This is a genomic window from Rapidithrix thailandica (genome assembly GCF_039710355.1).
Taxonomy (GTDB): Bacteria; Bacteroidota; Bacteroidia; order Cytophagales; family Flammeovirgaceae; genus Rapidithrix; species Rapidithrix thailandica.
The window spans coordinates 394,679-410,497 of sequence record NZ_JBDKWZ010000004.1 but is presented as its reverse complement, the minus strand read 5'-3'; the positions used below and the strand labels follow the sequence as shown (position 1 = coordinate 410,497).

The window sequence follows — 15,819 nt, the reverse complement described above, 5'->3', positions numbered from 1 at the left end:
AGAGAAATCCTACTGAACAAAGGCTGATGAGTATCAAACCAATAAGCCACTTGATTTTTTTCTTCATGGAATTTTCAATGTTGAATAGCACTTGAACTTCTTGATTTATTAAACTGACTAGTCACTCTAAAGGTTTCTCAAAAATTCATTTATTCTTTCAAAGCGGTCCAGAAGATTAAGAAAGCCTGCTCTTGAATATCCGGGTGCTTAAAAGCATCCGGTTTCTCTAAAAAATATTGAATAGTTCCGACAATTGTTGCCATGGCTACCGACTTAAGCAACTCCAAGGGAGCGGCTTTCAATACTTCTGCATTTTGCCCCTCCAGCAAGAGTTGATTGACAAACTCAAATCGCATTTGCCCCTCCTCTTTGGTGAGTTTATCTATATACGGAGAGTTGCTGAATTGCTGAAAAAAATGAAATTTTAAAGGATTATCTATAGACCAAACGATCATTTCCTCCCAAAGCAAACGGAATTTCCCCTTGATACTTGTTCCCTTTTGGGCTGTATCCATCAGTACTACCGACAGCCGCTCCTTTGTATCTGCATACAAACTATTGATCAGCATTTCTTTGGTTTTAAAATAATGAAACAAGGTGCCGTTAGACACTCCGGCAGCTTTTGCAATCGCAGCTGTAGGAGTGGCATCAAATCCTTTCTTCACAAATAATTCCAATGCCGCAACGACTATCAGATCTTTCTTATCCATATCTAAATATCGACTATTTACTCTACAAAAGTACAATACCTTGTCCAACTAAGCAAGGATTGAGGGAAAGAGGGGTTGAGGGAAAGAAGGATTGGAGAGATAGAATTAATTCCAACGACTATTGAATGTTAAAACAAGTTTCTATCTGTAAATTTACATTTTCGCTTGAATTTTAAAACCAGCTATTTATACCTGCAATTAATAAAATTTATGAGTAAAGAAACATTAGACATCCGGTTTGCACAAGAAAAGGACATTCCTTTAATCCTCACTTTCATCAAAGAACTGGCCGAGTACGAAAAACTGGGCCATGAAGTGAAAACCACTGAAGAAACGCTCCTAAAAAACCTTTTTAGCGAAAGAAAAGCAGCGGAAGTACTGATCGGTTATTACCAAGGTCAGGCGGTGGGCTTTGCCTTGTTTTTCCATAATTTTTCCACGTTCCTGGGCAAGCCGGGCATTTATCTGGAAGATTTGTATGTCAGAGAATCCTTCCGGGGAAAGGGCTTCGGCAAGGCTTTCTTCAGTTCTCTGGCCCGTCTGGCAAAAGAGCGGGATTGCGGACGGCTGGAATGGTGGGTACTCGACTGGAATCAGCCTGCTATCCGGTTTTACAAAAGCCTGGGGGCCGAACCCATGGACGACTGGACGGTCTATCGGGTAACGGGCAAAGCCTTGGAGGAATTGGCCCAACAGTAGTTTTTCAACAGGTTTTCTTTTTCCATTTTTGCTCAAATGCCCGAAGGATTGGTATACTTGTGCTGAAATTTTGCAAAGTGTGGATGAGAAAACTTGTATTTATAATCAACCCCATTGCCGGAAATGGCAAAAAAGACCACTTATTAAACACCATTCAAGAGAAGTTGGATGGTCAAAAGTTCCGGTGGGAAATTCAATACACCAAAGGGCCTAAAGATGCCACCCGGATTGCAAAGCTTGCCGCAGCACAAGGAACGGACATCGTAGTGGCCGTGGGGGGCGATGGCACCATCAACGAAGTGGCCCAAGGATTGGTGGACTCTCCGGCTTGCTTGGGTATTGTGCCGATGGGGTCCGGCAACGGACTGGCCCGGCATTTACAACTACCTTTACAGCCTGAAAAAGCCATTGGCCTGCTTAACCAGGCTTCTTGTATTCAAATGGATACCTGCCGGGTGGGAAAGCGCTTGTTTTTATGCACTTCCGGAACGGGCTTTGAAGCCAAAGTGAGTTATACTTTTTCAACGTTGAATGGCCGGGGGTTATGGAACTACGTCCGCGCTTCATTGGGTGAATATTTCAACTACCGGCCTAAGCTTTACACAATCACCATTGATGGCAAAACTCACAAAATCAATGCCTTTAGCGTGACCATTGCCAATGCCTGCCAATACGGAAACAATGCATTTATTTCTCCGTCTGCCAATATTTCCGATGGTTTGATGGATGTCTGTGTAATCAAAGCTTTTCCTAAATTCAAAGCACTCTCATTAGCTTACCGTTTGTTTAACGGAACCCTTGAAAAAAGTCCTTATTATCAATGCCAACGAGGGAAGAAAGTACGTATCGAATGCACTGATGAGCACTACTTACATTATGACGGAGAACCGTTGAAGACAGACTTTCCGGTAGATTATACTATTCAACCGAAAAGTCTGAAGGTTATGTGTTCAGCCCATTGAACACTAAAAATCCCCGTAGTTCACCTGCAAGCAAGGTAAGCCCAATTCCATTCGCCACAAATCCACCACTTGGTTACGGTCGTCCAGCACAAAGCGGACAAAGTATTGATTTTGCACATGCTGTTCGAACAGTTCTTTTTTCACCACAGCATCCTTACGCATGTCTTTTTCTTTACGCATAAACAAGCCATCGTAAGGAATGTCGTACTTCGCCAGCCAACGCTGGGTTTGCTCCCGGGCCGTCTCTTCCCGGCCTGACATCAATAGGATTTTGGTCCCCATCCGGCTATACGACTTCACCAACTCTGCTACGGGTTCGTTTAACAGGTCCTTTTCACAAGCCAAGGCATTGAAAGGGCTCCGTTTTAAGATCGCCAGGGTACCGTCCAGATCACAGATAATAGCCGGAGGCAAAGCCGGATTTTGCGGTTGATAGTTAGGGCCACGGTCATTTTTCAAAACATGCTGGTTGTACATTTTCATAATCACATCACGCCCTACTTTCTTTTCCCGCTTGGCGTCCCGCTCCAGGCATTCCTGCAAGGGCGTATCCATTTCTTTCACCTCGATAAAGACTTGTTGCCCGGATGCATGACAGTACTCCGCGACAAGCTGACGAACCCGTTCTTCTGCCTGCGGAGCCAGATTGGTATCATCCACAATCACGTGTTTTCCTTCTTTTAAAGCTTCCAAGAAGATAAGGTCCCGCACTTTCTGCACAAATTTTTCATTCTTGGGTGTAAAATGATTGTTATCCAGCATGACCCGCAGCTCGTCCCGGTTTAAGCGTTTGTACATGCCCGGGTTATCTTCCAATAATTTTTTAGCAAAAGTGGACTTACCACTTCCCGGCAAACCCTTTAAAATCAATACTTTTTTCATTTATCAATAATTTTTTAATACTGTTTTAGAAATTGAATTTAAAACCCCCTCCTTCATTCCTCCAACCCTTCATTCCCTCATTCCTTCAACCCTTCTATTCATCCATCCCTCGATCCTTCATCATACTGGCGAAAGGTTTTTCATACTCCGGCCTTAACAAGCGCCAAATGCTTACTGCACACGACTTTCCTTCCAGCATTTTAAACATCACATGAGGATATCGACAGGTATTGAAATACAAGGCCGTTTCTTTCCGTGAAGCGAGCACTTTAAAATCCGTTTTTGCTTGCTGCTCAATAGCTTGGTAGGCTGCCAGCAAACGGTTTCGTGTGGTTTTTACCCAATTATAAAATTCATCCGGAACATCTTCCAGAATATCCGATAAGTCCTGTTCCTCTTTTAGCTTTTCCCAAATTGTAATACTTGAGACCTGGTTCATTAAAAAATGAAGCCGTTGGTATTCTTCAAACTTCACTTTTACCCGGAATCCGTTTTGAAATTTCACCACAAAGCCTTCCCGGTTTTCCTCTTCCAACAGCTTTAAGGCCTGTAAATCTTTCAATCCCCGGTAATGTTTGGCAAGGGGAAAACCCAGCGCTTCCAAGGCTTGCTCACGCCCCGTTTCGGTATCGACAATGGCCAGTAATACCAATTCTCTTTTCTTGCCATAATCCACCACGATGCGGTTTTCAGGATAGATGATTTCAAAAAGATAAGTTTTGGACCGGTCCAGTTTGTCCAGGCAATGTGCATAATCGGAATGCAATATCCGGTTCGCTTCTTCTGCCTGTACACTTGTAAAAGAACCGCGGGTCGCGATCAACGGAGTATCTCCCGCCCAGTATAATATCCCCAAGGAGCCGTCCATTTTCTCATACACTTCAAACTCTCCCTGTGGCAAGGTTTGGTCTTCCAATTCACCCAGGTTAAAAAACTTCCGGAACGGACGGGCGATAATGTTGTGCTCCTTGTCCATAATCAATCCCCGGCAAGCCAGGGTGCATTCGTTCCACACCCGGTCAAATTGTGCCTTGGGCGTATAGTTGTAAATATACAGCGAATGTTCGGGATGCTTTTGTACGGCCACATAGCCCTCACAAATCATCTGGTTTAGTAAGGAGATATTCATAGCATTTGCTCAATTGTATGCTACAAAGTTATAGGGGTATCGCGCAGGCTTTTTGCGTAGTAAATTTTATTTTAAAAAAATAATAAGGGCAGGCTTACCGGAAATAACCTCTTTGGGTGAATGGGTGATGGAGTGAAATAGTGAGTAGACGATTAACTTGTTTTCAGTTTGGGCTTTTATTCACTCATTCACCATTTCTCTCATTCACCAATGCAAGTAGTGATAAAAGAACACAGGGCAACAGGCGTATAGGGAACATGATGCTCTACCACTGAGCTATTCTACCAGTACCTGGCAGAAGTGGGAATCGAACCCACGACCTTCCGATTAACAGTCGAAGTAACCCTGTACTACGACACCTGTGTTCTTTTTCCTTTTGTATGAATTGAGGCAAGTCATTCTTTGATTTCATTCTCATACCATCGTTCACCCAACAGGGTAACAGACGCTAAGGGCACAGCCAAAAGCTACTCCCCTAAAGAGTAGTGGAGGTTGGCAAGCTCCTCCTATGGATTTAACCGAAGTAACCCTCAACTACGACACCTGTTGGGTAAACCATGGGGCAAGGTAACCAGCAAAAAGAGCTTTAAAGCGAAATGGAAATTCGAAGTAACTCTTTCCTACGACACTCACTTTTTAAGTTTGAAGGACTGAAGATGAAGGGAATGAAGGTTTTTATCCACTCCTCCTCGATTCATCTTTCTCAATAGCATATGAGGCAACAAGCAGGCAGAGACTTTTTTCACCGTGTTACCATTACACTACAGGTCGTAACCTGGCGGGATTCGAACCCGCTTCTGTGGCACCCTAAGCGAAGTAACTCTGCCTTACGGCACTCTTTTTTAAGTTTGAAGGATAGAGGGGTTGATGGATGGAAGGTTTTCATCTGATCCTCCTCAATTCATCTTTCCCATTTCCTGATTTTTCTTCTATCAAACGTCTCCTCTGTGGGATTCGAACCCACACTTCCCTTGCGGGACAGTCCGGCTCTAAATGCGCTTCCCTACTTTACTTCCCCGAGCGGTATTTCGGTGCTTCTGCAAAATCTATCCATTGCAACGCGTAGTCGCAACGGCTTCATCCGGACACTCCACGGTTTCGTGATCTTTTACCGCAGCACTTCCTTTTGTGCTAAGAGGAGTTTTAAAATTTCCTTTAATTCACCCAATAGAGTAACAAATGAGTAATGGAGTGAAATAGTGAGTAGATGATTCACTTGTTTTTAGTTTGGGCTTTTATCTTCAACTATTATTCACCATTTCTCTTATTCACTCATTCACCATTTCTCTCATTCCCCTATACAAGCAGTGATAAAAGAACACAGGGCAACAAACATATAGGGAACATGATGCTCTACCACTGAGCTATTCTACCAGTACCTGGCAGAAGTGGGAATCGAACCCACGACCTTCCGATTAACAGTCGAAGTAACCCTGTACTACGACACCTGTGTTCTTTTTCCTTTTGTATGAATTGAGGCAAGTCATTCTTTGATTTCATTCTCATACCATCGTTCACCCAACAGGGTAATAAACCGCAAAGGGCACAAGGTGTTCTAACCAATTGAACTACTCCGGTATTCAAAATGGTGATGTACCGGAGACAGGACTCGAACCTGTAACCACCCGAGCCGAAATCGAAGTAACCCTCAACTACGACACCTGTTGGGTGAACCATGGAGCAAGGTAACCAGCAAAAAGAGCTTTAAAGCGAAATGGAAATTCGAAGTAACTCTTTCCTACGACACTCACTTTTTAAGTTTGAAGGACTGAAAATGAAGGGAATGAAGGTTTTTATCCGCTCCTCCTCGATTCATCTTTCCCAATATCAAATGAGGCAACAGGCAAGCAGAGACTTTTTTCACTGTGTTACCATTACACTACAGGCTGTAACCTGGCGGGAATCGAACCCGCTTCTGTGGCGTGACAGGCGAAGTAACTCTGCCTTACGGCACTCATGTTTTAAGTTTGAAGGACTGAAGATGAAGGAAATGAAGGAAGAAAAGGTAAAGCGTTTGGCTATGCTAAAACCCTAATTTACCCCTCTTCCTTACCTTCATAGACCTATCTACAATTCTATCTTCTCGATTTCGGCCAAGGCGTTGCTGCCGTCCTCCAAAGCCTGCAATACGTCAAAGATTTTGTCCGACCAACCGCCAATCAAATGCACATCGTTCCGTAATACATTCAAAGGAACTTGTCCGTAACCTGCCAGGTCAAACAAATACAGTTTCGCCTGAGGGGCTATTTTCTTATAGGCCTTCCATTGGCTCTGCAATTGATTACTGGCCGCTTGGTTATAGCCATTGCTGTCCCACAGTTGGCAGTCGGTAAAGAGCATCACTTTGTCCACCACTTCTTTTCGTTTTACCAAATCCCGGATCACCAAATACCCATTGGTAGAATACCCCACTTCCCCTTCTCTCCGGTAAAATTCATCCACATTGGACAAGATATTGTTGGAAGGCATCGCGATGGTTTTCCAACGGTCGCCAAACATTCCCGAAATCACATTTTTACATTTATACTGCAACAGCATACCCAACATCAAACCGATATCGTACAACAACACTTTACTTTTGGGTGAAATCGCTTGTTGCATAGAGCCCGATACGTCACAGGCGATCAACACCCGGGTATCGTAACCAAAGCCTTTCATATTGGCTACCGAAACCTTTACCGCATCTTCCAAGGCATTCAATACTACCGAAGCATGTCCGTGATTGAGCTTTTTCAATTCCCGGTACGCGGCCAAATAACGGGTAGGCAATTGCTTGGAGCGTTTCACCGCAGTTTCATCGGACAAGTACATACAGACTTTCACCAGATGCTCTGTGCTGATACCTGCCTCCAATATATTTCTCAAGTTTCGCAACAGGGCCATATACCCCAACTTTTTGCTATCGATCAGTTCTTCCCACTTGGCTTTGAAAGCGGCTTTTTTCTCTTGCTCATTGGCAAAAGCCTGCTGCCCCAGGGCAGACAATTCCGTCTCCCAGGTATAAGGCACCGATAAGGTGTCGTTGGTAATTTTGTTAAACAAAGCCTGTTGCTGCTCATCTTTGGCTTTAGGGTGTACTAAGAACAAAGCATCCCGCAACTTCACTTCCGTAGCCCGGTTGTATTTGGCAAATTGGTATTCGTCAAATTTATTAAAGGACTTTGCCAAACCTTTTTGCAACTGCTTGCTCAATTTGTTCAGTTTTTTGGTATCCTTTCGGTCATTGGCCAAGGTATAGTAGGCCAGCAATTCCGTAATCTCATCCGCCCGTTGCACCACCCGGTCTACCGTTTTCGAAAGCAAACTGTTACCGTTTACTTGTTTGGCCAACTCCACGGTCAATACCAAGGGAATACTCCGCAAATGCATCTTTTCCCGGGTATAGGTCGCCAGTTTTGCTACGAACTCCGCCTCGTTTTTTCCGATCAGCGACTTGATTCTCTCTAAGCGGTCTCCGGCATTCTCATAAAACTGATTGCTCAAAGAGCTTGTCACCACGGCTGTGTACAACTCCAAAGCAGGAGATAATTGATAAGCCGCAGCGCCTTCGTAGTTAGTAATTTTTTGTAGCGAGTTTTTAATTTTATTGAATCTCATGGTTTCTCAATTTTTTGTCTCTTTTTCGCTTTTGCAAGAGGCTTTGTAACTGATTGATGATACAAAGTTGTGGGGTATATGCGCAGTGTTTTTGCGTAACAATATTTTTTTTTATTTTTTTGAAAAAAATCCTGTATCAAGACGGTACGAAGGGATGAATTTGACAATGAAGTGAATTAAACTTTTTCTTTTTCCTAAAAAATGTTTCAAAAACGCCTCCTCTGTGTTACTTTTTTCAACAATAGCTTTGCTATTCTATTCAAAAAGTGCCTTGATGAGCCGATTTTGATTCCATTTTCGGTCAAAAACTATACGTTTAAACCACTTCAATTTCTTGAATTTAAATAGCCTTAAGACCTTCCAGGTTTTCAAAACCTGGAAGGTCTTCCCGGAGGCTGACGGATAACCGAATACCATTATGCCTGTAAACCGCAATGCCTTAATCCGCTATAAAACTATCGATGCTTGTCTGCGCAACCGCTATAAACGTTGGACCTTGGATATGCTGATCGACACTGTATCTGATGCGCTGTATGAATACGAAGGAATCGATAAGGGCATCAGCCGCAGAACCATTCAAGCAGATATCCAAATGATGCGCAGCGACAAGTTGGGGTATAATGCACCCATTGTTGTCGTAGAGCGGAAGTATTATACCTATGAAGACCCGAATTACAGCATCACCAATATTCCACTCAGTGACCAGGACTTGCACCGGATGAACGAAGCGGTGGAGGTATTGAAACAGTTTAAGGGCTTTTCACACTTTAATAAACTCAATGAAGTGGTGCAAAAGCTGGAAGACCATGTCTATGCCGCTTCGCACAAACAACGCCCGGTAATTGATTTTGAAAAAAACGAAGACCTGAAAGGCCTGGAACATCTGGACACGATTTACCATGCCATCACTCAAAAAATGACCTTGGATATCAGCTATCAGTCTTTTAAAGCCAAAGCCGCCAACCGCTTTTTCTTTCATGCCTGGTGGCTAAAGGAGTTTAAAAACCGCTGGTTTGTGGTGGGAGTCCGGGGAAATAAGCAAGACATCACCACGTTGGCCCTGGACCGGATCGTAGAGGTAAAAGCAACGGAAGAAGTACCCTGCCGGGAAAACAATTCGCTTCATCCGGAGGACTATTATAAAGAGGTCATCGGAGTCACGGTATCACAAACCCGGCCCGCCAATGTACGCATTTGGATCAGCAAACAACATGCTCCTTATGTAGAAACCAAACCCTTACACAGCAGTCAGGAACTGATCGAACGCACGGAAGAAGGGATTGTCGTTCAGATCAAGGTACAATTGAACTTTGAGTTGGAAAAGGAAATCATGGGCTTTGGCGAAGGGATGAAAGTACTGGCTCCGGAAAGGCTGCGGAAAAGAATCAAATACAAAATGCTGATGGCTGCGCAGTTGTATGAAGAAGTGGAAGAGGAACAAAAGGAGGCAGCGCCAGAAGTACAGGAAGATTGAGAAAAGTCTGACATTATTATTTCGCCCCTTTGAGACCTGATGATAAGTCTCAAAGGGGCGAAATTTAGAACAAGGGAAATGACAACCGCAAATAATTAAGATCAGAAGTCTACCCTTTCTTAATCCCGATGTCATTGGTAGCAGCCCATTGATCCAAATCTTGTTTACTTAGGGCAGCAGCCATCATATCGGGAAATTTATCCGGTGTACAGGCAAACACAGGTACCCCCAAATCGGCCAGGAATTGAGCGTTTCCGTGATCATAATACGGGGCCCCATCGTCATTGAGAGCCAATAACACGATCAACTGAGTGCCATTTTGTACTAAATTCACCATCTTTTTGCGCATCTCCCGTTGGTTCCCACCTTCGTACAAGTCCGTAATTAAGACCATCACCGTGTCCGAAGGTTTGGTGATGATGGATTCACAATAGGTTATTGCCTTGTGAATATCGGTTCCACCGCCCAATTGAACCCCGAAAAGCAAATCCACAGGGTCTTGCAAATCATCCGTCAAATCCACTACTTCCGTATCGAACACGACCATCTTGGTCTGGATCGCCGGCATGGAAGCCATGACCGATCCGAAAATCCCACTGTAAATCACAGATGTTCCCATCGAACCACTTTGGTCCAGACAAAGCACCACATCTTTCATGGCTTTTCGTTTCCGGCCAAAGCCAATCCTGACTTCCGGAATAATGGTTTTATATTCCGGTTGGTAATGCTTCAGGTTTTTCTCGATGGTGGATTTCCAGTCGATTTCATTGTGCTTGGGTCTCCGGTTTTTGGAAGAGCGGTTCAATGCTCCGGTAACTGCCTGTTGCATGGGTGAGGAAAGTTTTTGCAACAATTCATCCACCACTTTCTTCACCACTTGTCGAGCAGTGTCTTTGGTTTTTTCAGGAATGGCCCGGCTCAACGTCATCAAAGTCGCCACCATATGTACATCGGCTTCTACGGATTCCAGCATTTCTTTTTCCATCAACAGAGAGGTCAGATTCAAGCGTTGGATGGCATCTTGTTGCATCACCTTCACCACTGAAGTCGGGAAAAACTCCCGGATATCGCCCAACCACCGGTTGACATTTGGAGCCGAAGCGCCCAGTCCTCCCCTCCGGTCGCTTTCGTACAAAGCTTCCAGTGAAGCATCTATTTTTTTATCCAAACCATTCAACTGACAGCCTGTTCCATCATTTTGATGGTTGCCTAATATCAGGCGCCATTTGCGTAAAGTTGCTTCTTCGTTCATATGTATATTTTTTAGAGAAGGTAAATTGCGTTACTTTACCTCTCATATAAATTCTTTATTGTCATTTGCCAGGCGGACTCTTACGTTTTGTCTTGACACAAAAAGTAGACAAGGCTATTGATTCACACCCCTCACATTTCCCAACCATAACATGCTTATTCAGCCGATACTCCCAATAACTTTTCGATGACCGGGAGAATTTTCCGGGCTTGTCCGGAGTTCAAATCTTCGTCCCGGGTAGCTGCGACAGGCATGTTGGTCCGGGTACCGGTTCCTTTGGCCTTAGCACCGATTTTTGTGCGTTCGGCCGGAGTAAACTCAGCAAATGTTCTTCGTAATACGGGCAATAACTCAATAAAACTATCCTCCGGAATAGAAGCCACCCAATTGTGCATTAGCTCCCAAAGCTTGTCATCCAACAATAAGATGGTTCCCGAAGATCTCAAAAAACCCTCAAACCAATAAGCCGCTTCAATCGGAGCGTTGGTCACTGACAAATAATAACTTAATTGCTTTTCTACTTCCGGATATTCCATCACCGTTTTATCCATTAGCAAACGGGTTGCGTACCCGGCGACCAGAGCATTGGACTGATGTGAACCTTGGATTTTCAATAAGGCACTTTGCCATCTTTCATCCAATTCCTCTTCCTGTACCAGGGAAAGTGCATGATCAATCTCTTCCAAGAATTCCAATAGCTTTCCGGCAGCATCGTGATCAATATTCACACAAGCCATGGGAACCCCTATACAAACCCTGGTGACAATGGAATCGAACATGGTTTTCAGGGCAGTGAAATCCGTATTCCGGACACTGCCATAGCGCAATACATTTGCTAAACCGGGAATCGACTTCATCAATTCGGTAATGTCCGTAGTAGTCGCAGCCAGGGAATCGAGCTTACGCACCATACTTCCCACGGAATCCGGCAAGTCGGATGGGATGGACTGTTCAAGTAAGGAAATCAACTCCGATGCACTTTGCACCTCAGAAGCTTTGTGAGACAAGTACTTAGTAGTAGCTTCCAACAATGTATTTCCCCAAATGCCTTTTTCAATGAGTTGCACGACAAACTCCGGCTCCCATAGCAGGTTCCACTCTTCTTTAAAGGTCCCTTTACCGCTGTTCCGGCTGATCAGTCCATAGGGGATACCCAGGAGGTTCAGCCGGTGCAAAAAGATACTTTTCGCCAGATCATTTTCTTTTCGCAAATCCAGTTTTAGTTGCTTTATCCCGGTAGTGGGCTTTAAGCGATAGGATTTCTGCATCCGCTCCACATCGATCAACAAAGGAACTTTGGGAACTTCCGAAGGCACTTCTCCCAACCGATTGCTGACAATCAACTCCTCGCGGATCAATTGTAATAAAACATCATCCCCAAAACCAATCACGGTAGTGACGGCTTCGTTGAATTCCTCCAAACTTGCCTGGCTTTGATTCCGCAAAGCGGCCAGGGAGTTGGCCAGGCGTACGGTTTCAATAATATGCGCCACAGAGGTATCCATATCTTTTGACCGCAACAACTGAGCGATCTTACTCATCCATAAGGTACCGTCATCGTGGGGGTGTTTCCACAAATGCTCATACCATCCGGGAGATAAAACCCCTGCTCCGTAACCACTTTGATATGCCAAGCGATCGTAGGTCCAAGGGATCCAGGTGGTTTGGACCTTTTCTTTTGTCAGGCCTTTCAATAGCGCATTGTCTTCCTTTTGTTTGGGCATATCGGCCAAAGCAGGCACATGCCAGGCCCCACAAATGACCACAATATTTTCGTATTTTTCCCGCTGGGCGGTCCGGATCACTTTTCGCATCCATGCCTCCCGTAACTGCTCCCGTTGGTTGTCCTTATTGGGAAAAGCTTCGCGCAAAGCCGTTACGGCCTCCTGCACAGCTTCAAAGATTTCGCTATTGTCTTTCCGGCTTTCAAAGTTCCTCTCCCACCATTTTTCTCCATCACTATGTCCTGCGGCTTCTGCCAGATAACTAAAAGGGTCACGAGCTACTTCAGGAAATGTACCTTCCGCTACAGAGGCTTCTTCTTTCTGTCCCTCGGTATTATCTTCCGTAGAAGTTGCCTCGTCTGCCGGCGGCTCTTTTTGTAAAGCAAAACTATTTGCCAGGGGCAAGTCACAGAATTTTACAGGTACTTCCTTCCGAAGCCCATATTGGATCGCTTGCCATTCCGGGGAGAATTCGGCAAAAGGATAAAAAACGGCTTGTTGGGGAGTATCAGGCAAATAGGCAAGCAATGCCACCGGAGGTTTCATCTCTTCATGAGCCACCCATTCCAGTAAACTTTCCGCTTCCGGAGGACCTTCCACCAGAATGATATCCGGCTGTAGCTCCTCCAAATAAGCGGCCACGTTACGGGCCGAGCCAGGGCCATGGTGTCTTATGCCTAATAAATGAACTGCCATATTGGTGTAAGTTGATTTTTAGGGTTCAGAGGGTAGGTCAGTGGGTATTCGCCCATTCCTTCCCTCTTTCCTCCAATCCTTCTTCTATTTTCTGTACTTTAAACGTTTGTGGGGATTTAAATTAACTCCCGGCAACTACGGTAAATATCTTTCCAGTTGTCGCGATGTTTGACCACCGTTTCCAAATATTCCTGCCATACGATTTTATCTTGTACCGGGTCTTTTACCACTGCACCGATCACTCCTGCGGCCAAATCAGCCGCTTTGATGACGCCATCGCCAAAGTAACCGGCCATGGCCAAGCCGTTGTTCATCACTGAAATGGCTTCGGCAGTACTCAAGGTGCCCGAAGGAGATTTCAGCTTGGTTTTGCCATCATCGGTGATCCCGTTGCGCAGCTCCCGGAAGATGGTCACCACTCTTCTGATTTCTTCCAATGCCGGTTTTTCAGCAGGTAGCTCCATTACTTTTTCAAAGCTTTCCACTCTGCGTTTTACAATGTCAATTTCCTCTTCCACAGAATTTGGCAATGGTAAGATCACGGTGTTAAACCTTCGTTTCAAGGCACTGGACAATTCGTTCACCCCTTTGTCCCGGTTGTTGGCCGTAGCAATGACATTGAACCCCCGTACTGCTTGTACTTCGGTGTTCAGTTCGGGCACCGGCATCGTTTTTTCCGAAAGGATGGTGATCAAGGTATCCTGTACATCCGAAGCTACCCGGGTAAGTTCTTCGATACGGGCTACTTTTCCTTCTACCATGGCCCGCATCACCGGCGTGCGCACCAGTGCCCCTTCCGAAGGGCCTTCCGCCAGGAGTTTGGCATAATTCCAACCATAACGGATAGCTTCCTCTCCCGTACCGGCGGTTCCTTGCACGATCATGGTGGAGTCTCCGGAGATGGCGGCAGCCAAATGCTCGGACACCCAGGACTTGGCCGTACCCGGCAAACCGTACAATAACAAGGCCCGGTCGGTAGTAAGGGTGGCTACGGCAATCTCTATCAAGCGCTGATTTCCTATATATTTAGGGGAAACCTCAAAGCCGTTTTTCAGCTTTCCCCCCAAAAGGTATGTGACTACTGACTGAGGAGAAAGTTGCCAGTTGGCAGGTACATTTCCGCTTTCGTTTTTTTTCAGTTCTTCCAGTTCTTCCTGAAACTGTTGTTCGGCATGTTGGCGAAGTATCGTACTCATATTTTGAATGCTTGTTTTATTTGTTCTTTTATTGTAATTAAATTTTGTAGCTCTGAAGACAATTTTCCCCAATGATTCTTTTCCCATTCTTTTGTCGGAGTAAATTGCTCCAATTCCCGAATGATCGCTTCCGGTAAATACATACAAATACTTTCAAAAAAAGCTTTATTAAAATGATAGAGTCTTTGTACGAACTGAGACATCATCTTCCGGCATAAACGAAGATCCCATTCTTGCAGACTGTCGGTAGCCAAAGCACTGATCAGTTCATCCATAAAGTTGGAATTGATCATTTTAGGTGCAAACTTTCTACGGTGTTCTTCCTCCACAAGGGAAAGCAAACTTATATTGGGATGAGGGAATTGCTCCAGGATTTTCAAAGCCCATTCTTTCTCCTCATACTTGCTCACGGCCATTCCCAAAGCCGCTTGAAATGTCCTTAACTCTCCTTTCGAAGCAAATTGTTTTACAATTTCTTCCTTGCTTAGCTGGAAATGATTTTCCCAAAAAGAAGGATGCACTTCGGCAATCAATTGTGCCAGGATATGGTCCTCATCATTCAGGGACTTCTTGCCACTGAGGTCCTCAATGCCCGTCTTAAAAAGAGCCTTTTCATCAGGAATGCTCAGCTTTATTTTCACGGTACTCTTTCCCCCTATACTTTGCTCCAACCGGATGGAAAGTGACAGAACCTCTTGATACATTTGATGGATTTCCGAACCGGGAATCCGCCTCAATAACTCAATGGCTTCCTCCCGGACTTTGGCACTCCGGTCTTTCAACAAAAGGGTCAAAAAATCAAGGTCTGTTTCGGATAGATTGACTCTCAGAGGAACCATCAGTTCTAAACGGCCTGCGGCATTTTCTTCTTTCCAAATGGATTGGATCTTTTCGAGTGCTGCCTCCGGATCGCTTTCCCGCAATGCTTTCAAATAAGTAATGCGTTGGTGCAACGTACCGGTTTCCCAATCATCCAACAATCCTCCTTTTTGTACAAACTTCCAGTCTTCGTTATAATTGGAAAGCCATTCACCTCTTTTTCCAATGACCGATTTGAACAGGTCGAGATATTTCTTCTTACCGGCCGCCCTACCTGAAGCCGCCCAATCAAAGAATTCCGGTAAAACCTGAGGCTGTACAATTTGATTTTGTTGATCACACAATTTGCACCAAAACCATATCAGGTTAGGATAATTATTTTGAAGAAGATCACGAAAAATCTGAACGGCTTTACCCGAACAATAAGGACGTGTTTCGTCTTCTACCGGATCAATGGGTAGAGAGGCCTCTGCGACCTGCACACCTGCACGGATATAATTGAATGTAAGAGCCGCTGCATTTAAAAAACGGTCTTCATCGTCCCCTTCTTTTTGATTTACTTTGTGAAGGCTTTCTTGTAATTCAGCCGGAAATTCCTTTACGTTCAAAGGCTTTTTCCCGGTGCCCAACAAAGCATTATTGATTAAATTGGTTTTGAACTGCATACGTTCCGGTTTAT

11 protein-coding genes are annotated in these 15,819 nt (G+C 44.7%); 3 read left to right on the top strand and 8 right to left on the bottom strand.

Annotation, left to right across the window (positions count from 1 at the left end; genetic code table 11):
• Positions 1-149: 149 nt before the first annotated feature.
• Positions 150-710, bottom strand: coding sequence for a TetR/AcrR family transcriptional regulator (locus AAG747_RS09280; protein ID WP_346820884.1), 561 nt, complete (start codon positions 708-710; stop codon positions 150-152).
• A gap of 210 nt (positions 711-920) precedes the next feature.
• Between AAG747_RS09280 and AAG747_RS09275 the strand changes: the two genes are divergently transcribed.
• Complete coding sequence (locus AAG747_RS09275; protein WP_346820883.1) at positions 921-1,409, top strand: GNAT family N-acetyltransferase; 489 nt, start codon at positions 921-923, stop codon at positions 1,407-1,409.
• Positions 1,410-1,492: 83 nt separating this feature from the next.
• On the top strand, positions 1,493-2,371 hold the full coding sequence (locus AAG747_RS09270; protein WP_346820882.1) for a diacylglycerol/lipid kinase family protein: 879 nt from the start codon (positions 1,493-1,495) through the stop codon (positions 2,369-2,371).
• Between the two features lie 3 nt (positions 2,372-2,374).
• Here the strand turns inward: AAG747_RS09270 and AAG747_RS09265 are convergent, their stop codons facing one another.
• The 3 genes from AAG747_RS09265 to AAG747_RS09255 all read right to left on the bottom strand — a co-directional run bounded on the left by AAG747_RS09265 (position 2,375) and on the right by AAG747_RS09255 (position 7,979).
• Positions 2,375-3,253, bottom strand: coding sequence for a phosphatase domain-containing protein (locus tag AAG747_RS09265; RefSeq protein ID WP_346820881.1), 879 nt, complete (start codon positions 3,251-3,253; stop codon positions 2,375-2,377).
• 94 nt (positions 3,254-3,347) lie between these two features.
• Positions 3,348-4,382, bottom strand: a complete 1,035-nt coding sequence (locus tag AAG747_RS09260; RefSeq protein ID WP_346820880.1) for a T4 RnlA family RNA ligase — start codon at positions 4,380-4,382, stop codon at positions 3,348-3,350.
• Between the two features lie 2,067 nt (positions 4,383-6,449).
• Positions 6,450-7,979, bottom strand: a complete 1,530-nt coding sequence (locus tag AAG747_RS09255) for a TROVE domain-containing protein (RefSeq protein WP_346820879.1) — start codon at positions 7,977-7,979, stop codon at positions 6,450-6,452.
• 418 nt (positions 7,980-8,397) lie between these two features.
• Between AAG747_RS09255 and AAG747_RS09250 the strand changes: the two genes are divergently transcribed.
• A complete protein-coding gene (locus AAG747_RS09250) occupies positions 8,398-9,453 on the top strand; it encodes a helix-turn-helix transcriptional regulator (protein WP_346820878.1) in 1,056 nt (351 codons plus the stop codon).
• Positions 9,454-9,562: 109 nt separating this feature from the next.
• On the opposite strand, the gene AAG747_RS09245 is transcribed toward AAG747_RS09250, so the two are convergent.
• The 4 genes from AAG747_RS09245 to AAG747_RS09230 all read right to left on the bottom strand — a co-directional run bounded on the left by AAG747_RS09245 (position 9,563) and on the right by AAG747_RS09230 (position 15,805).
• Positions 9,563-10,705, bottom strand: a complete 1,143-nt coding sequence (locus tag AAG747_RS09245; protein ID WP_346820877.1) for a VWA domain-containing protein — start codon at positions 10,703-10,705, stop codon at positions 9,563-9,565.
• A gap of 155 nt (positions 10,706-10,860) precedes the next feature.
• Positions 10,861-13,125 carry a DUF5682 family protein gene (locus tag AAG747_RS09240; RefSeq protein ID WP_346820876.1) on the bottom strand — a complete coding sequence of 755 codons (2,265 nt, stop codon included), beginning with the start codon at positions 13,123-13,125 and terminating at the stop codon, positions 10,861-10,863.
• Between the two features lie 116 nt (positions 13,126-13,241).
• The gene (locus AAG747_RS09235; protein ID WP_346820875.1) at positions 13,242-14,321 is read right to left on the bottom strand and encodes an ATP-binding protein; all 1,080 of its coding nucleotides are present in this window, start codon (positions 14,319-14,321) and stop codon (positions 13,242-13,244) included.
• Entirely contained in the window at positions 14,318-15,805 is a 1,488-nt protein-coding gene (locus AAG747_RS09230) for a DUF5691 domain-containing protein (protein WP_346820874.1), read from the bottom strand. The genes AAG747_RS09235 and AAG747_RS09230 overlap by 4 nt, the downstream gene beginning before the upstream one ends.
• Between the last annotated feature and the right edge of the window lie 14 nt (positions 15,806-15,819).